We start from the raw sequence: 15,617 nt of genomic DNA, 5'->3' as shown, positions 1-15,617 counted from the left end.
TATAATTTGGCTAATGAGGATGTTGTGCACCGAGGAGAAAATGGATGAAAAGAACTTACGAATCGGGGGATAAAATGATTCATACACGTGTAAAAGCAGAGGGGTTAAGAGAAAAGCTAGCAACAATACTAAGTCAAGAGTATAAGGAACTAGCTGTTCAGGATTTAAAGGTGATTGGAACGGGAGTGCAAAATATTGTTTTTCGAGGGGATTCAGAAAAGGGGCCTTTGGCATTTCGAGTACCATGGGAAAGAGAAGTGGAAAATATAAATGAAGATTTATTTAACAGTCGGATTTCGTTGCAAAAGGAAGCAGGACTGTCTAAGTATTGTCATTCAAAAAGTATTCCAGTACCAAGGATACACGGATTGCATCTTTCAACCGAACTTGATTTTTTAATTTCGGATTGTGTGTATACTGATCATATGCCAATTTCTGCATGCAAAATAGGGGAGTTAGTGAGCAATCTTCATAGTATGCCAATTGATGGTTTGCATTACGAACAAAATAGTAGAGAGCCCATTAGTAAGTATATAGCAGAAAGAATTGTGAAACGGATAGAAGGGTTTAATACAATCACGAACTGTGAAATTAATCTTCCGGATACAAAAACAATTGAACATATTCTTAGTACAGCAGATCATGTAAAGAGTTTATTGCATATGGACATTCGACCAGCCAATTTAATTGGATATAATGGAGAAATTAAAGCGATAGTTGATTGGGATAACGCTCTAATTGGTCATCCATTATTGGAGCTTATGAGAATAGCTGAAACGAATGAGGTTAATTGGGAAGAATTTAAAGAGGGATATAAGAATGATAGTATCTTTAACGCTACTCCGCATATTGTTAGTTTATTTTATAGGTTAGATACAGCGGTCATGCTTGCAAACTTATTTATAGCACATTTGAAAATAGAAGATAAAGGTGTATTCTATAAAGAGCGGGTTAAAGCACTTTATAATGAAATATATATAAGCTTATAATTAAGCAATGAGAATGAAGTTTTTAAATTAGGAATTGAGGAGAACATCATGAAATACAAAGTAATACTATTCGACGTAGACGATACATTATTAGATTTCCCTGAAACGGAAAGAAACGCATTACATAACGCGTTTGTACAGTTTGGCATGCCTACAGGATATAAAGATTATCTTGCAAGTTATAAAGAGATTAGTAATGGATTATGGAGAGACTTAGAAAATAAAATGATTACGCTAAGTGAATTAGCGGTAGATCGATTTAGACAATTATTTGCGCTTCATAATATAGAAGTAGATGCACAGCAATTTAGTGATGTATACCTTGAAAACTTAGGGAAAGAAGTACACCTTATAGAAGGTGCAGTGCAATTATGTGAGAATCTACAAGATTGCAAGCTAGGTATTATTACGAATGGATATACGAAAGTACAACAATCGAGAATTGGAAATTCACCTTTAAGTAACTTCTTTGATCATATTATTATTTCAGAAGAGGTTGGTCATCAAAAACCAGCACGTGAGATTTTTGAGTATGCATTTGAGAAGTTTGGGATTACTGATAAATCAAGCGTACTAATCGTTGGAGATTCGCTAACTTCTGATATGAAAGGCGGAGAAGATTACGGCATTGATACGTGTTGGTATAATCCGAGATTGAAAGAAAACAAGACAAGTGTTAAGCCGACCTATGAAGTGGAGAGTTTGCTGCAAATTTTAGGAATTGTAGAGATTGCGGAAAAAAGTGTAGTCTGTTCTTAATCTAAATGAAATATATCGACTTTTCAACAAAAGATATCGATTTAACGACATGTTATGACACAAAAAGCCCTTTATTTTATAAGGGCTTTTTTACATTAATCTTCAAAAATAAAGATCTCATCAATAGAACTATGTAGTGCTTTCGCGATATCATGGGCAAGCTGCAAGGAAGGATTATATTTTCCTTTTTCGAGATGGCTAATTGTTTCACGGCGTACACCAACACTTTTCGCTAAATCTTCTTGTGTCAAATTCAATTTGGCGCGGTATTCTTTTATCTTCGTTACGAACGCCATGGCGCATCTTCCATTTCATCAACTGGTTTATCGTAAAAGAACATAGAGAAACCGAACGTAAGAATAAGTGTGCCGAAAATAAGAGCGATATCAATCTCTTGTAGTGTAGGGTTTGGAAATAACATTTCAATAAACATAATGATAGCGGTAGTTAGTAATGTAACGATAAATGCATTGCGGCACGATTTATTGACGATTTGTTCAAACAGTTCATCGTGTTGAACCGTTCTATACGTTGTGAAAAAGGAGAAGAAACAGAACATAGTAAACAATCCTTTTTCGTAAAAAAATCCGAGAAATCCGAAAAAACCGAGAAATCCTAAATATTTTATCCAAGTTGTTTTCATGATAGGTCCTCCTTATAATGTTAGAAATAAATCACATCATGTTATAAATATATCACGTATGGAAATGAATGGTAATAGTAGTTTTCCAGCTCTTTTCATAATAATAGTAAAAAGAGGAAATATACTGCGAAATAAAGAGGATAATATTGTAAAATGATTGTAAGGAGGGGGAGGAAGAAATGTTAACTTGGATCATGATAGTTGTATTACTTGTAGTGATTACTGTAGTGGCGACGGTGTTAATTGGGCGGAATGGTGATGCGAATTATAGTAAGGCGACAAAAGGGAATATTAAACGGTTGACGATGATTTATATTATACTAGCTGTTGTTTTAATCGTTGGATTAGGTTTGTATATTTATTTTAAAAGTTAAAAAACTGAAAAAATACAAAAATCTAAAAAAAGAAGTATGCTATAATATCAATATAGTTATTTGGTAATTAAGGAAAGGATTGGATGGAATGATTGAAATTACGAATGTGTCGAAAAGTTATAATGGATCTACCTATGCAGTAAAAGATTTAAGCTTATCGGTACCTAGCGGAGAAATCTTTGGATTTTTAGGACCGAATGGTGCGGGTAAATCAACGACAATTAAGATGATTACTGGTATTCATGGGGTGGACAAAGGGACCATTACGATTAACGGCAAAGATATTACGAAAGAGCCGATGGAAGCGAAAAAGACGTTTGGTTATGTGCCAGATAGCCCAGATATGTTTTTACGATTAAAAGGAATTGAATATTTAAACTTTATGGCAGATATGTATGAAGTGCCGAAAGAGGTACGACAAGAACGAATAGAGTCTTTAGCGAAGAAATTTGATCTTTATAATGCATTATCTGATCAAATTCAAAGTTATTCACACGGTATGAGACAAAAAATCGTTATTATTGGTGTGCTTATACATGAGCCGGATGTATGGATTTTAGACGAACCATTAACAGGGCTTGATCCGAAATCTGCATATATTTTAAAAGAAATGATGAGAGAACATGCGGATAAAGGGAAGATTGTATTTTTCTCTACACACGTATTAGAAGTGGCAGAAAAATTATGTGACCGCGTTGCGATTATTAATAGGGGGAATCTTCAGTTTAAAGGGAATTTAAATGAAATGAGAGATCATTTTAAATCCAATGAATCACTTGAAAAAATGTTCTTGGAGATGACGGGCAATGAGTAAAATTTGGACGTTAACGAAAGTATTATTGAAATTAAATTATGCAGATTTCATAACAGATAAGAAGAAACGCTGGGCGTATGTATTTTCATTTGCAGCAATATTATTTGTTGGCTTCTTAATATTTGGTTCGATGACACACGGAATGTATGAAGGTATGAAACATATAGGACAGGAACCGGGAATTATTATCGCAATAGGACTTGCGATTGCGAGTATTTGGGTATTTTTAATGAGTATTACGAACATTTTAACTGTATTTTACTACAGCAATGATATTGAAATGTTACTGCCGTTACCATTAAAACCAGCGCAAATTATTTCAGCGAAATTTTTAACGGTATTAATAACACAATACGTAATGAGTTCATTCATTTTATTACCAATCTTTATTACGTACGGTCTAAAAAGTGGCGCATTTATTACATATTACATATACATGATTTTTATTTACTTACTCTTCCCGATCGTGCCGTTAGTATTAGCTTCGTTACTGATGACAATTATTATGAGGTATACGAATATAGCGAAAAATAAAGACCGAGGAAATATATTCATTGGAATCGTAAGTATACTATTTATTGTAGGAATTAACGTATTTATGCAGTGGAGAAATAAAAGTGCGTTTTCTGGAGACGCAGCTGCGGAATACCTTGTAAATAATCAATCCTCTCTTTTAGTACAAATGACAAATTATTTTCCAACTACATATTTTGGAGCAGTGGCATTAATAGAAAGTGCAAGTTGGAAGGGACCTTTATATGTATTAATCTTTGCACTTATTTCATTTGTATTTTTTGTGGTGTTTTATTACATTGCAGAGCGTACATATTTAAAAGGGGTTATTGGACTTTCAACGAGTACAGCAAAGAAACAAGCTATTACGTCGGAAGGTTTACAGAAATCAACGGTACAAAGTTCACATTTAAAAGCATATGTGAAAAAAGAATTTAAAACGTTATTCCGTACACCGCAATTTTTCTTAAATTGTATTGTACAAACTTTCGTTATGCCGATTATGCTGTTCTTTGTTTTATTTGTACAAGATGGAAATTTAAAATGGATTACAGAATATATTAATAATCCAGAATCAGCAGGTCTTGCGATTGGTGTAGGGCTTTGTGCATCTCTATTTTTAATGGGAAGTAACGTTATTGCAACAACGTCATTTTCACGAGATGGAAGCTCTTGGTTTGTGAATCGATACTTACCAGTAAAGGCGTCCGATATCTTTTTTGCGAAAGCATTAACAGCTTGGATAATTAATATAGCAATTCTAGCAGTATTCGGTATTACGATGGCAGTTGTAGCGGGAGTTTCACCAGTCTTTATGATACTTTGGTACTTGCTAAGTGCGAACGGGTTATTGCTAATCAATTTAATCGGTACACGCTGGGATGCACAAACTGCCGATATACATTGGGATACAGAACAGAAATTATTTAAGAGCCGCTATACAACTTTGTGGAATTTTTTAGCTAATATTTTAATAGCTTTAGTTATTGTAGCGGGAGTAAGTGTATTATACTTCTTCCTTCAAGTAGGACTGTGGGTTATGTTTATTGTTTTATTTGTAATGTTTACGATTGTAAATTATATCTTTATTAAAATTTTAAAACTAGGTGCAGAACGCATATTGTCAAATATTGAATAAAAAGATAGATCCTCTGTATTCGTGCAGAGGATTTATCCATAGATGGAGGAGAAAAGGTGAAGAAAATAGCAATTGTAACAGGGGCAACTCGTCTGAATGGAATTGGTGCAGCTGTATGCAAGGTGCTTGCTCAAAAAGGAATAGACATTTTTTTCACGTACTGGTCTCAGTATGATAAAGCGATGCCGTGGGGAATGCATGACAAAGAGCCCTTTTTGTTGAAAGAGGAGATTGAAAGTTACGGTGTTCGATGTGAAATGGCAGAAATCAATTTATCGCAGTCATATTCGCCAAATCGTTTGTTTTATATGGTCTCAGAACGTTTAGGTGATCCATCTATTTTAATTAATAATGCAGCGTATGCTACTCATACGAGAATTGAGGAATTAAATATAGAACAGTTAGATAAACATTATACGGTAAATGTTCGTGCCACTATGTTATTAAGTTCATTATTTATAAAACATTATGCAAGCAAGACGAATGGAAGTATTATTAACCTTACTTCAGGACAGTCACTAGGGCCAATGCCTGATGAACTAGCATACGCAGCAACGAAAGGAGCAATTGAAGCATTTACAAAATCAGTAGCACCAGTTGCGATGGAGAAGGGGATTACAGTCAATGCTATTGATCCAGGGCCAACGAATACAGGATGGATTACAGAGGAATTACAGCATCATTTAGTATGGAAATTCCCGCAAGGTAGAGTTGGAGAACCGGTGGATGCAGCACGTTTAATTTCTTTTTTAGTAAGTGAAGAGGCAAAATGGATTACTGGGCAAGTCATTCATTCGAATGGAGGTTATTCATAATAATATTATGTTAACATTTGTTGAGAAACAAAAATATTATAAAATATTTAATTTTTTTGCATAAATAAAATGTCAAGAAAGATAAAAAATTGATAGGAGAGTATGTTGTCATTTGTAGATTGTAAATCTTCATGTGACAATATACTCTTTTTCTTTTGCTGCAGAGGAGAAAAATGAAGTAGAAGAAACTCGAATATTAAAATGAATTTATCGTTTTTTGTACGTATTATTATGAAGATTACTGTCGGAAAGATGGTGATTCGTGTGAAAAGGAATTTTTCAAGGGAAAATAGAATCGTAAAGAGGAGGATAAATTATATAAACATAGGGGGATTTATATGAAAATGAAAAAGGTCGCTATCGCATCAGTAGCAATTGGTACAATGCTTACAATGGCAGCTTGTAGTACCTCCACAGATAAAGATGCAGCGAAGAAGGATCAGGCAACTGCACAAAATGAAGAGCAATCAAAAACGACAAGTGCAGATGAAGCGTCAAAAACAACGAAAGATACTGAAAAAGACACAAATACTTCTTCGAATGAAAAAACAGATAAAGATACAAAAAATACGAAAGAATCATCAGGAACAGAAAGCAACGGTAAAACGTCAACTCAAAATGAGAATGGAAAAACAAAAGAAAAAGAAACGACAGGAAAAACGAATGATCAAACTACTAGCGGGAAAACAACAGATCAAAGCACAAGTACAAGCACAAACAATAACGGAAAGACAACGAAAGATCCGAAGAAAAGTGTTGCTGTGAAAACGAGCGTTAAAGAAGTTGTTGCATTAATTGATAGCTTAGACAAGCAGTTGGCTGCTAATCCTAAGTTAGATACAGTAAATAAACTCGGAAAACAAATTAATGAGAAGTGGGATGTAATTGAAAAAGAGTTAGAAGCATCACATCCGACGGATTCTAAAACAATTGGTCAAAGTATGTATCCGTTAATTGTAGGAGCGGAGAAAGAAAAGATCGATGTTAATAAAATGAAGTCATTAACGACGAAAACGAAAAAAGATTTAAATCAATTATTAACGAAGCTTTCATAGTTTAAAAAGCCTACTCGTGTGAGTAGGCCTTTTTAGTTTGTAGAGGTAGTATAAGGGGCTCGCTACATTCAGTCTGACTTAATTTATTGTTCATTTTTAATTACGATGCGAAATGAACCGAATGCTTGTTGACTCATATAATTGTTTTTACTGACTTTATAAGGAAATGGAAAAGCAACTAATTGGAAATTACTTTCTTTTTCCACTATAGGTAATGTGAAATTAAAAATTTGTCTCGTTTCAGGAGCGACCGTAGTATAAGCAACTTTTTTGTTATTTAATAATTCAACTTGCTCCCAATTGTTAAAGGCCACGATTGCATAATTTATTTCTTCTGTTGTTTCATTTCCATTTGATATAGTTAGCTCTTTACCTTCATTCTCAGAAAGCACCGCTTGTAGTTTTTCCTCATTTCTAGTAACAAATAATGGTTCATAAAGATCATCTTTTAAAACAGTTTTCAGCTGTACAGGAGTAGGTTTTATTTTCTCATTATCTCTATGATGAGTATTAATCGAATATCGCATACTTTGAACCTCTTCTAATATAGCGGCTTTATTTAAGTCATTATCTTTTAATTTATATTCAGGTTTTTTAATTATTAAAAAGGTTAATTCCCTAGCAGTAGGAGAAATTTGTAAATGGATTTTAGTAGTAATCGAACTGTTTGGCTTTATATCGAAAGAATAGTGGGATACCGCATTTGGAGTGTCATCTATTTTAAAAGGCTTTTGTTCGTAATCTTCTAAAATAATTAATCCATATTTTCGGTCTTCATTAATATTATGTATAAATGATAATGCTACGTTGATCTTATTATTTTTACTAGTAATGTCACTTCCATTGTCGATATGTTGACCTTGATCATCCTTTAAGCCGTAAGAAACGGTGTTAGTTTGCAACTCTCTCTGTTTTTCTTTCTTCATCTTTTCTTTAGAAGGTGCATGAGATAAATTCGGACTTTGTATAATTGAAGTATTGAACAAAATATAAATTATAAGTATCGAAACTAGTAAAATACCGATAATAATATATATCTTTTTCATAAATAACACCTCTGATATTCGAGAGTTTAAACCCAATTAAAACAATATATGAAAATTTCAAAAATCTCAATGATTTGTCTTGAAATTAACTTTTATTTTACATTTGATTCATTTTATTGAAGAGAAAGAAATTTAGGGATTGCAAGATGATAAGTTTTAGGAATTATCCACTTTAATTCAATATTCATAGTATGAAACATGAAGACAAAAATATATGCAGAGATGAGGTGAATAAAGAATGCTTTGCAATTATTTTTACAATGAAACGCAAATGCGCCCTTTAGGAGGGCAGGGGCCAGCGCAAAGTACTATTCAGGCTGTTCATCAGGCTATACAAGCACAGCAACAAGCATTACAAGCACAACAAATGCAACAAAGTTATTACCCACCACAATCTTATTATTCATTACAGTCTTATTATCCACCACAGGTGTATTACCCATCACAATCATATTACCCGATGTAGATTACACAAGGATGGAATTTATTTTCGATCGTTGCCATATGAAACTGTATATGTTTTATAGCGAACAATGACAAAATAGAAATAGATCTTTGATGGGGAACAAAAAACTTTTAACTTGATGGATACAGGCTACAAAGACAAAAATTTCATACCTAAACAACTCAAAAAAGATTACCCGTATCCTATGAGGCAATCTTTTTTGAGTTGTTTGTAATGGCTAATTACAGGTTTTATATATTATTTAATGTTATTTCTACTCTCCAAAACCTTCTCCATATTATGAGTTGCCCATTCCATCATTAAAAGGATCATTGGACGTAGTGACTCGCCAAGTTCGGTTAACGAATATTCTACTTTAGGAGGTACTTCACGGTATACCTCTCGATGTACGATGCCATCTGCTTCAAGTTCTCTAAGTTGAAGTGTTAACATTCTTTGAGTGATATTAGGTTTTAATCTTTTTAATTCGTTAAATCGTTTTTTACCATCTAATAAATGATAAAGAATAACACCTTTCCATTTTCCACCAATAACTTCAACCATAGCTTCTACTGGACATGAATAAGTATTTAAAAATGGATAATTCACATCATCTTCTTTCGAACTAACCATAAAAAAGACTCTCCTTTTACAATAGTATCTTTTTTGATACTATACCACATAAATGTGCGTACTTGTATCATTGTTGCTTAAAAAATATAATTTGGTTGAGCAAAAAAATAATGAAAAGAGGTTTTTTTTATGACTAACACAAATACAAAACAAAAAATTATGGAAGCTTTTAACTTTAGACATGCATGTAAAGAGTTTGATCCTATGAAGAAAATTTCAGAAGATGATTTTAAATTTATTTTAGAAACAGGCAGATTATCTCCTTCTTCTTTTGGCTATGAGCCTTGGAAATTTATTGTGGTACAAAATAAAGAATTAAGAGAAAAACTATTACCATATTCATGGGGAGCAGGTGGGCAGCTCGCAACAGCAAGTCATTTTGTCATTGTTCTTTCAAGAAATATTAAAGATATGCACTATGATGCAGCGTATATTCAGCACATGATGAAAGATATTATTGGATTACCTGAAGAAGCCCAACAGATGAGATATGAAATATTCAAAAAATTCCAAGAATCCGATTTTAAATTGCTAGACTCCGAACGTGCTGTACTTGATTGGTCATCAAAGCAATCTTATATTGCTTTAGCTAATATGATGACTAGTGCAGCTCAAATCGGTATTGATTCTTGTCCAATAGAAGGATTTGATAAAGCGAAAGTAGATTCTTTACTTCGTCAAGAAGGAATTATAAAAGACGATAATCTTGAAGTATCAGTTATGGTTGCCTTTGGTTACCGTAAAGGAGAGCCGAAGCGTGATAAAACAAGAAAAACTATGGATACAATTGTTGAATGGATTTAATAAGATAAATTTGTATCAATATAACGAAAAAAACGCCATCCTTTCTGTAGAAACATAGGAAAGGATGGCGTTTTTGTATGACGTCTGTTTGTATATTTGCATAGGAAGTTCAATTTCTTTTTTCGAAACTTAGTTTGATGGACACGTGGAGGCACTTTTTAATTTAGTGAGAGTGTCTTAAAAATAGTTGAATTGCTTGCTCAGGTACATAGAATTTCCCATTGCTTTCTACAACGATGCTTCCTAATTCATAATCTTTTCCATCGATACAGATAATGTTTTTATTAACAGACAATCTTGCCTCCGTATTATCGCGTTTTGCTACAAGTACAGGGTTTAGTGCATCTTTTTTATCAATCGTTACAATTGCACCAATTTTTTTAAAGGATGTTTCAGCATCTAAAAATAATTTCTTAGTTATTTCTCCTAATTGAAAGCCCATTGCTTTGGCCATTGTCTTCGCAATGTCGGTATTTTGGACTAAACCGTATGGCTTTTGAGGACCGTAAGAGTATAAGAATACATCTTCACCCGTATGACCACCAGTTGTAAAACCGAGGTTCGCACGGTTGGACAATAATGTAGTAAGGATCGGACCTACATCAGCTTTCTTACGTGCAGCTTTTAATTTTTCTCTTTCATCATCAGTTAAGTTGTCTAAACCGTATAGAGCAGCTACTTCTTTTATATTAGATAAATCATCTTTTAGTTTATTTGTAGCACCTTCAAGTGTCATTTTTGCCTTTTTCAGTGGGTCTATGTAAGCTGATACTGGTGTAGTATCATAGCCTTTTGTGGTATTGCTGTTACCAATGGAAATACCGCTATTTCCATGATCGGTTAAAGCGATAACCATAGTATTATGATCTTTCTTCGCAAACTCTAACGCTTCGGTAACCGCATCATCAAATGCCAATACATCGCTAATCATCCCGATTGGGTCATTTGCGTGTGCTGCCCAATCTGCCTTACTGCCTTCTACGAATAAGAAGAAACCATCTTTATCTTTTGATAATGTTTGAATTGCTTTGCTCGTCATCTGGGAAAGAGTTGGCTGCTCAGGATGATTTGCTTCACGATCCATATCGAAGGCAAGGGCAGTATTAGAGAAAGAACCCCAGATTTTATTTGATTTAGAGTTTAATAACGCATCTTTTGTTTCGACAAAGTCGTAGCCTTTGTCTCGAATGACTTTTACTAAATCTTCGTTGTCTTTACGAATTCCATTGCTTGTCGTCGGCTGAAGCGCTGCCTTTCCACCACCTAAAACAACTTCCATATTTTGATAAACTTGCTGTTCACCAAGCACTTCGAAATTTTTACGGTTAACGTGGTGGGCAGAGAAGCTAGCAGGAGTAGCATGCTGAATTTCTGAAGTAGCAATGATTCCTGTCGCACGGCCGGAACGTTTTGCGCCTTCTAAGACGTTGGCAACTGGACGAAACTTACATTCTTCTTTCACTGGTTCTAAGCCAGGTGAATTCACAACAGAAGGTAATACGCCCACGTAACCTGAATTTGATTTGTTTCCTGTCGCTAAAGCTGTAGCTGCCGGTGCAGAGTCCGTAATAGCTGATTCTGCGGAATACGTACGAACACCTCCGGATACAATTTGATCTAGTGCAAGAGGTGTGCCTTTATACCATCTGGCCAATGTTGTGACGGAAGAACTTGTCCCATCCATAACCATGATAATTACGTTTTTTGGTTGTTTCTCTGCTTTTTTCGCCGCAGCTTTTACCTCATTACCGTTCATCATCATGCTTCCTGCAGCGAATGAACCTAGTGCTACCGTTCCCGCTAATGTTAGTCCTATTATCTTTTTACGAAGATTAGTCATTGCTGTCCCTCCATAGATTGTTTTCGACATCCCAATCTAACATTCGTATGTAAACAAGATTTATTATTAGTAGTACCCTATTGCAACGAAACTAACAATAACTATGGAGTCAAAAAGTTAAATTTAAGCTACTTCTTCAGCAAAACATTCTCCTCATATAAAACTTCTTTGCACCCTTAGTTGTACGGTCTTTCTTATAAAAAGAATCTTCTCTTTATTTTATGGGAAACATTTAAAAAAGGATGGTGGGAAAATGACAATTGATCGAGTTTGTACAATTGGGCCAGCAAGTAATAATAAAGAAACATTAGCGCAGTTAATAAACAATGGTATGAAAATTGTTCGGTTGAATTTATCACATGGCACGCATGAAAGTCATAAAACAATCATGCGTTTAGTGAAATCGTTAGACGATTCTATTAAAATTCTAGGGGATGTACAAGGTCCTAAAATAAGATTGGGTGAAATGAAAGAGTAACAAATTACACTTGAAGCAGGGGAGTTATTTATTTTACATACCACTCCAGTTGAAGGGAATAAAGAAGAAGCAAGTGTTGATTATGTAGGGATTGCGAATGACGTGAAAGTTGGAAGTAGAATTCTTATTAATGATGGAGAAGTTGAGTTAATCGCTGAAAAGGTAAGTACGGAAAAAATAGAAACAAGGGTAAAAACAGGTGGCAATATTTCATCTCATAAAGGGGTGAATTTACCAGGTACAATCGTTAGTTTACCGGCTATTACAGAGAAAGATAAAAAAGATATTCAATTTCTTTTAGAAGAAGATGTTAATTTTATTGCGTGTTCTTTTGTACGAAAACCTAGTCATATAAAAGAAATACGAGATTTTATACAAGAGCATAAAGAAACGTCCCCAAGTTTAATTGCAAAAATAGAAACGCTGGAAGCAATCGAGAATTTTCAAGATATATGTAAAGAAGCGGATGGAATTATGATCGCAAGGGGAGATTTAGGCGTGGAATTGCCGTATCAAGTTATTCCGCTTTTACAAAAAATGCTGATTCGTGAGTGCAATCGAACGAATACGTATGTCATTACAGCGACACAAATGCTTCAATCTATGGTAGATCATTCTATTCCTACAAGAGCTGAGGTGACTGATGTATTTCAAGCTGTACTGGACGGGACAAATGCAGTTATGCTTTCTGCTGAAAGTGCATCAGGAGAGCATCCAATCGAAAGTGTGAGAACACTACGTCTCGTTTCTGAATTTGCGGAGCACGTAAAAAAAGATGGTCCTTATGCTATGAAAGATGTACTCGAATTGCTGCATAAGTCTCTTTAGTATGAAAATATATATTTATCGATTATAGTATTAATTGGATACTTATGCTAAACCAGCGAAAATTTGTTGTTCTTTCTGTATGAATTCAACTTTTTTATGGAAAGATATGCTAGTAAGTATACGATATGAACGTTCTATTTTTTAGAGTGTGATAGGAGGAGAATGAATATGTCAGATATTGAAGTAGGCGAAATCTTTAGCCTTAGCGACGAGAATAATGAGGAACAGGAAGTTGAAGTGCTTGGAGCGATGGATGTCGAAGGAGCAGAATACATTGCGGTTGCCTTTGTTGAAGACATTCAAACAGAAACAGAGGAAGACATTGATATCTTCTTTTTAAAAGTAGAAGAAGCTGACGAATTTTCATACATTGAAAGTGATGAGGAATTTGAAAAAGTATCTGCTGCGTTTGAGAAGATTTTGGACGAGCAAGAACAAGAGTAGTTTGACGCAAGAGGGAGATGCATATCTGCCCTCTTTTTTGTATAGGGTTAAAAAAACTGTCTCTAACTTCTATTTTTCAATTCACTATGAATCATACACTTCTTTTATGTTCGTGGAAGCCGCATCTAATAGAAGGAAAATAGACGCTATAATATGTATAGCGATTTGTATATATGGAAAGAAAGCAACTAGAATAGCCAAGATTCCTATATAATTAGCATAGCCTTTCATACCTGCCTTTTTAGCTAATACAATAGTAATAATATGTAAAGCAATTACTATAAGAAATGGTATCCCGGATAAGTCAACTAGCCCCTGAAATAAATAACAAGGAATTAATAATAGATGGGAAATACCTGTAGTCCACTTTAATGCTTTTACGACTGCCTTCAAAGTAAATGCCTCCTAAATAAGTTAATATGAATGTATTACCAAATATAGTGGTGAGTGGATATGTTTTTGTGATTTACACTTATGGATTATAATAATTATATTATGTAAACTTAATGGGTTTTATCTGTTCAATAGAAAAACCACCCAAATGAGGGTGGTTCGTATTACATATAGTTATTTAATGTGCCATTTTCCAAAGAGAAGAGGGGAATCTTCACTTCAGTACCTTCCTTCATATTACGCAATACAACTGTTTCTGTAGATAGTTCTTCTTCGCCAATTATAAGCACATACGGGATATTTTCTTTATTTGCATAGTTTAGGGCACGTTTCAATTTACGTCCGGCTAGTTCAAGTTCGACTTTTAAGGAAGTAGTAGAGCGCAATTGCTGGGCGATTTGTAAGCATTGTAATTCTGTCCCAAGTGGGATGATAAATAAATCCGCTGTAGACGATATTGTTTCTTTTTGTGATAGAGCTGTATAAATGACGTCTAAACCGAATGAAATACCGACTGTTGGATAGCTCATATTATCACCACGGAAGGCTCCAATAATATTATCGTAACGACCACCGCTACCGATGCTAGATGTAATCATGCCATCTTTTAGAAAGATTTCATACACAGTGCCTGTATACATTGTGAGTCCTCTTGCTAAAAATGGATTGAATATCGTATTTTCATTTATTCCGAGAGCGAGTAAGTATTGCTGCAATTGTTGTAATTCGTTTACTCCCTCGGTAACGAGTGTATTATTAAATACTTCTTCAAATTCAGTAAGCTTAAACTCCATACAAGATAAAACGGTACTACATACTGACTCTACTGTTTGTACAGCGATTTCGCGCCCTAATAAATCTTTCTTTACACCATCAATCCCAATCTTTTCGATTTTATCCAATGATAAAATTACGTCATTCGTTAATTCAGTAGGAATGTTAATAGACTGGAGAATACCGTTTAATAATTTTCGATTATTATATTGAATTGTTACTTCTAAGTTTAACGTTCGGAATAGTTCAAACGCCATGCTCATGAGTTCAGCTTCTGCCATGACAGACTCTACACCAACTATATCAACATCACATTGAATGAATTCGCGGAATCTCCCTTGTTTAATCGGACCATCTCGAAATACTTTCCCAATTTCATAACGTTTAAAAGGAAGGCGGATATTTGGGTTCATCGCAACGACTTTAGCGAATGGGATTGTTAAATCGTAACGTAAGGCAAGCTCACGTTTTCCTTGATCTTGAAGTGTATATATTTCTTTTAAAATTTCATCACCACCGCCGTATTTGTATGACATAAGTTCATACATATTTAACGTTGGTGTTTCTAAAGGTTTACATCCATATCGTTCAAATGTATCTTCACATGCTCTTTTAATTTTGTTTCGCAATACTTGCTCCTCTGGTAAATAGTCTTTCGTTCCTTTTACATTTTTCATTTCCATTGTAATCACTCCTTTTTTTAATTAAAAAAAGCTATGCAGGTATAAAAATACCCACATAGCTTTATGAACGCTTCGTGGGTCAACAGGAAAAGCCCTGTACCCACGAAGAAAAATTTTTCTTCGGATACACGGCGTTATGTATGATGATG

At 34.4% G+C, this 15,617-nt stretch carries 17 protein-coding genes and 1 pseudogene; 11 read left to right on the top strand and 7 right to left on the bottom strand.

Annotation, left to right across the window (positions count from 1 at the left end; translation table 11 throughout):
- Window positions 1-44 precede the first annotated feature (44 nt).
- A complete protein-coding gene (locus ACP6L7_RS13060) occupies window positions 45-989 on the top strand; it encodes a phosphotransferase family protein (RefSeq protein WP_098361768.1) in 945 nt (314 codons plus the stop codon).
- Window positions 990-1,037: 48 nt separating this feature from the next.
- Window positions 1,038-1,748: a YjjG family noncanonical pyrimidine nucleotidase gene (locus ACP6L7_RS13055; protein ID WP_097833194.1), complete on the top strand. Its 711-nt coding sequence runs from the start codon at window positions 1,038-1,040 to the stop codon at window positions 1,746-1,748.
- Window positions 1,749-1,843: 95 nt separating this feature from the next.
- On the opposite strand, the gene ACP6L7_RS13050 is transcribed toward ACP6L7_RS13055, so the two are convergent.
- Together ACP6L7_RS13050 and ACP6L7_RS13045 are read right to left on the bottom strand one after the other, a co-directional pair.
- The gene (locus ACP6L7_RS13050) at window positions 1,844-2,044 is read right to left on the bottom strand and encodes a helix-turn-helix transcriptional regulator (RefSeq protein WP_097833193.1); all 201 of its coding nucleotides are present in this window, start codon (window positions 2,042-2,044) and stop codon (window positions 1,844-1,846) included.
- A complete protein-coding gene (locus ACP6L7_RS13045; protein WP_097833192.1) occupies window positions 2,032-2,391 on the bottom strand; it encodes a DUF3796 domain-containing protein in 360 nt (119 codons plus the stop codon). Before ACP6L7_RS13045 ends, ACP6L7_RS13050 begins: the two co-directional genes overlap by 13 nt.
- A gap of 179 nt (window positions 2,392-2,570) precedes the next feature.
- On the opposite strand from ACP6L7_RS13045, the gene ACP6L7_RS13040 reads away from it, so the two are divergent.
- The 5 genes from ACP6L7_RS13040 (at window position 2,571) to ACP6L7_RS13020 (ending at window position 7,100) form a co-directional block, all read left to right on the top strand.
- A complete protein-coding gene (locus ACP6L7_RS13040) occupies window positions 2,571-2,765 on the top strand; it encodes a hypothetical protein (protein ID WP_097833191.1) in 195 nt (64 codons plus the stop codon).
- Between the two features lie 88 nt (window positions 2,766-2,853).
- Window positions 2,854-3,579 (top strand): ABC transporter ATP-binding protein, encoded by a 726-nt coding sequence (locus tag ACP6L7_RS13035; RefSeq protein ID WP_097833190.1) that lies wholly within the window; start codon window positions 2,854-2,856, stop codon window positions 3,577-3,579.
- Window positions 3,572-5,230, top strand: a complete 1,659-nt coding sequence (locus ACP6L7_RS13030; RefSeq protein ID WP_097833189.1) for a putative ABC transporter permease subunit — start codon at window positions 3,572-3,574, stop codon at window positions 5,228-5,230. Before ACP6L7_RS13035 ends, ACP6L7_RS13030 begins: the two co-directional genes overlap by 8 nt.
- Window positions 5,231-5,286: 56 nt before the next feature.
- The gene (locus ACP6L7_RS13025; protein WP_097833188.1) at window positions 5,287-6,045 is read left to right on the top strand and encodes an SDR family oxidoreductase; all 759 of its coding nucleotides are present in this window, start codon (window positions 5,287-5,289) and stop codon (window positions 6,043-6,045) included.
- A gap of 338 nt (window positions 6,046-6,383) precedes the next feature.
- Window positions 6,384-7,100, top strand: a complete 717-nt coding sequence (locus ACP6L7_RS13020) for a hypothetical protein (protein ID WP_097833187.1) — start codon at window positions 6,384-6,386, stop codon at window positions 7,098-7,100.
- An 83-nt stretch (window positions 7,101-7,183) separates the two neighbouring features.
- Here ACP6L7_RS13020 and ACP6L7_RS13015 read toward each other — a convergent pair whose 3' ends face one another.
- Window positions 7,184-8,146, bottom strand: a complete 963-nt coding sequence (locus ACP6L7_RS13015) for a hypothetical protein (RefSeq protein ID WP_430529280.1) — start codon at window positions 8,144-8,146, stop codon at window positions 7,184-7,186.
- 238 nt (window positions 8,147-8,384) lie between these two features.
- Between ACP6L7_RS13015 and ACP6L7_RS13010 the strand changes: the two genes are divergently transcribed.
- A complete protein-coding gene (locus tag ACP6L7_RS13010) occupies window positions 8,385-8,612 on the top strand; it encodes a DUF3947 family protein (RefSeq protein ID WP_097833185.1) in 228 nt (75 codons plus the stop codon).
- A gap of 237 nt (window positions 8,613-8,849) precedes the next feature.
- Here the strand turns inward: ACP6L7_RS13010 and ACP6L7_RS13005 are convergent, their stop codons facing one another.
- Complete coding sequence (locus tag ACP6L7_RS13005) at window positions 8,850-9,224, bottom strand: winged helix-turn-helix transcriptional regulator (protein ID WP_097833184.1); 375 nt, start codon at window positions 9,222-9,224, stop codon at window positions 8,850-8,852.
- A 129-nt stretch (window positions 9,225-9,353) separates the two neighbouring features.
- Between ACP6L7_RS13005 and ACP6L7_RS13000 the strand changes: the two genes are divergently transcribed.
- Window positions 9,354-10,028 carry an NAD(P)H-dependent oxidoreductase gene (locus ACP6L7_RS13000; RefSeq protein WP_097833183.1) on the top strand — a complete coding sequence of 225 codons (675 nt, stop codon included), beginning with the start codon at window positions 9,354-9,356 and terminating at the stop codon, window positions 10,026-10,028.
- A 163-nt stretch (window positions 10,029-10,191) separates the two neighbouring features.
- Here ACP6L7_RS13000 and ACP6L7_RS12995 read toward each other — a convergent pair whose 3' ends face one another.
- Entirely contained in the window at window positions 10,192-11,868 is a 1,677-nt protein-coding gene (locus ACP6L7_RS12995) for an alkaline phosphatase (protein WP_098361769.1), read from the bottom strand.
- Window positions 11,869-12,121: 253 nt separating this feature from the next.
- Between ACP6L7_RS12995 and ACP6L7_RS12990 the strand changes: the two are divergent.
- Window positions 12,122-13,174: pseudogene (locus ACP6L7_RS12990) on the top strand (pyruvate kinase).
- Between the two features lie 168 nt (window positions 13,175-13,342).
- Window positions 13,343-13,618, top strand: coding sequence for a DUF1292 domain-containing protein (locus ACP6L7_RS12985; RefSeq protein WP_097833180.1), 276 nt, complete (start codon window positions 13,343-13,345; stop codon window positions 13,616-13,618).
- An 84-nt stretch (window positions 13,619-13,702) separates the two neighbouring features.
- Here the strand turns inward: ACP6L7_RS12985 and ACP6L7_RS12980 are convergent, their stop codons facing one another.
- Both ACP6L7_RS12980 and ACP6L7_RS12975 read right to left on the bottom strand, forming a co-directional pair.
- A complete protein-coding gene (locus ACP6L7_RS12980) occupies window positions 13,703-14,011 on the bottom strand; it encodes a hypothetical protein (RefSeq protein ID WP_097833179.1) in 309 nt (102 codons plus the stop codon).
- A 164-nt stretch (window positions 14,012-14,175) separates the two neighbouring features.
- Window positions 14,176-15,468: a histidine--tRNA ligase gene (locus ACP6L7_RS12975; protein WP_097833178.1), complete on the bottom strand. Its 1,293-nt coding sequence runs from the start codon at window positions 15,466-15,468 to the stop codon at window positions 14,176-14,178.
- Between the last annotated feature and the right edge of the window lie 149 nt (window positions 15,469-15,617).

Origin of the sequence: Bacillus silvicola (genome assembly GCF_050524305.1) — a bacterium.
In the GTDB taxonomy this organism is placed as follows: Bacteria; Bacillota; Bacilli; order Bacillales; family Bacillaceae_G; genus Bacillus_A; species Bacillus_A cereus_AT.
Note: the sequence above shows the minus strand (reverse complement) of the source record. Positions and strands in the feature narration are given on the sequence as shown.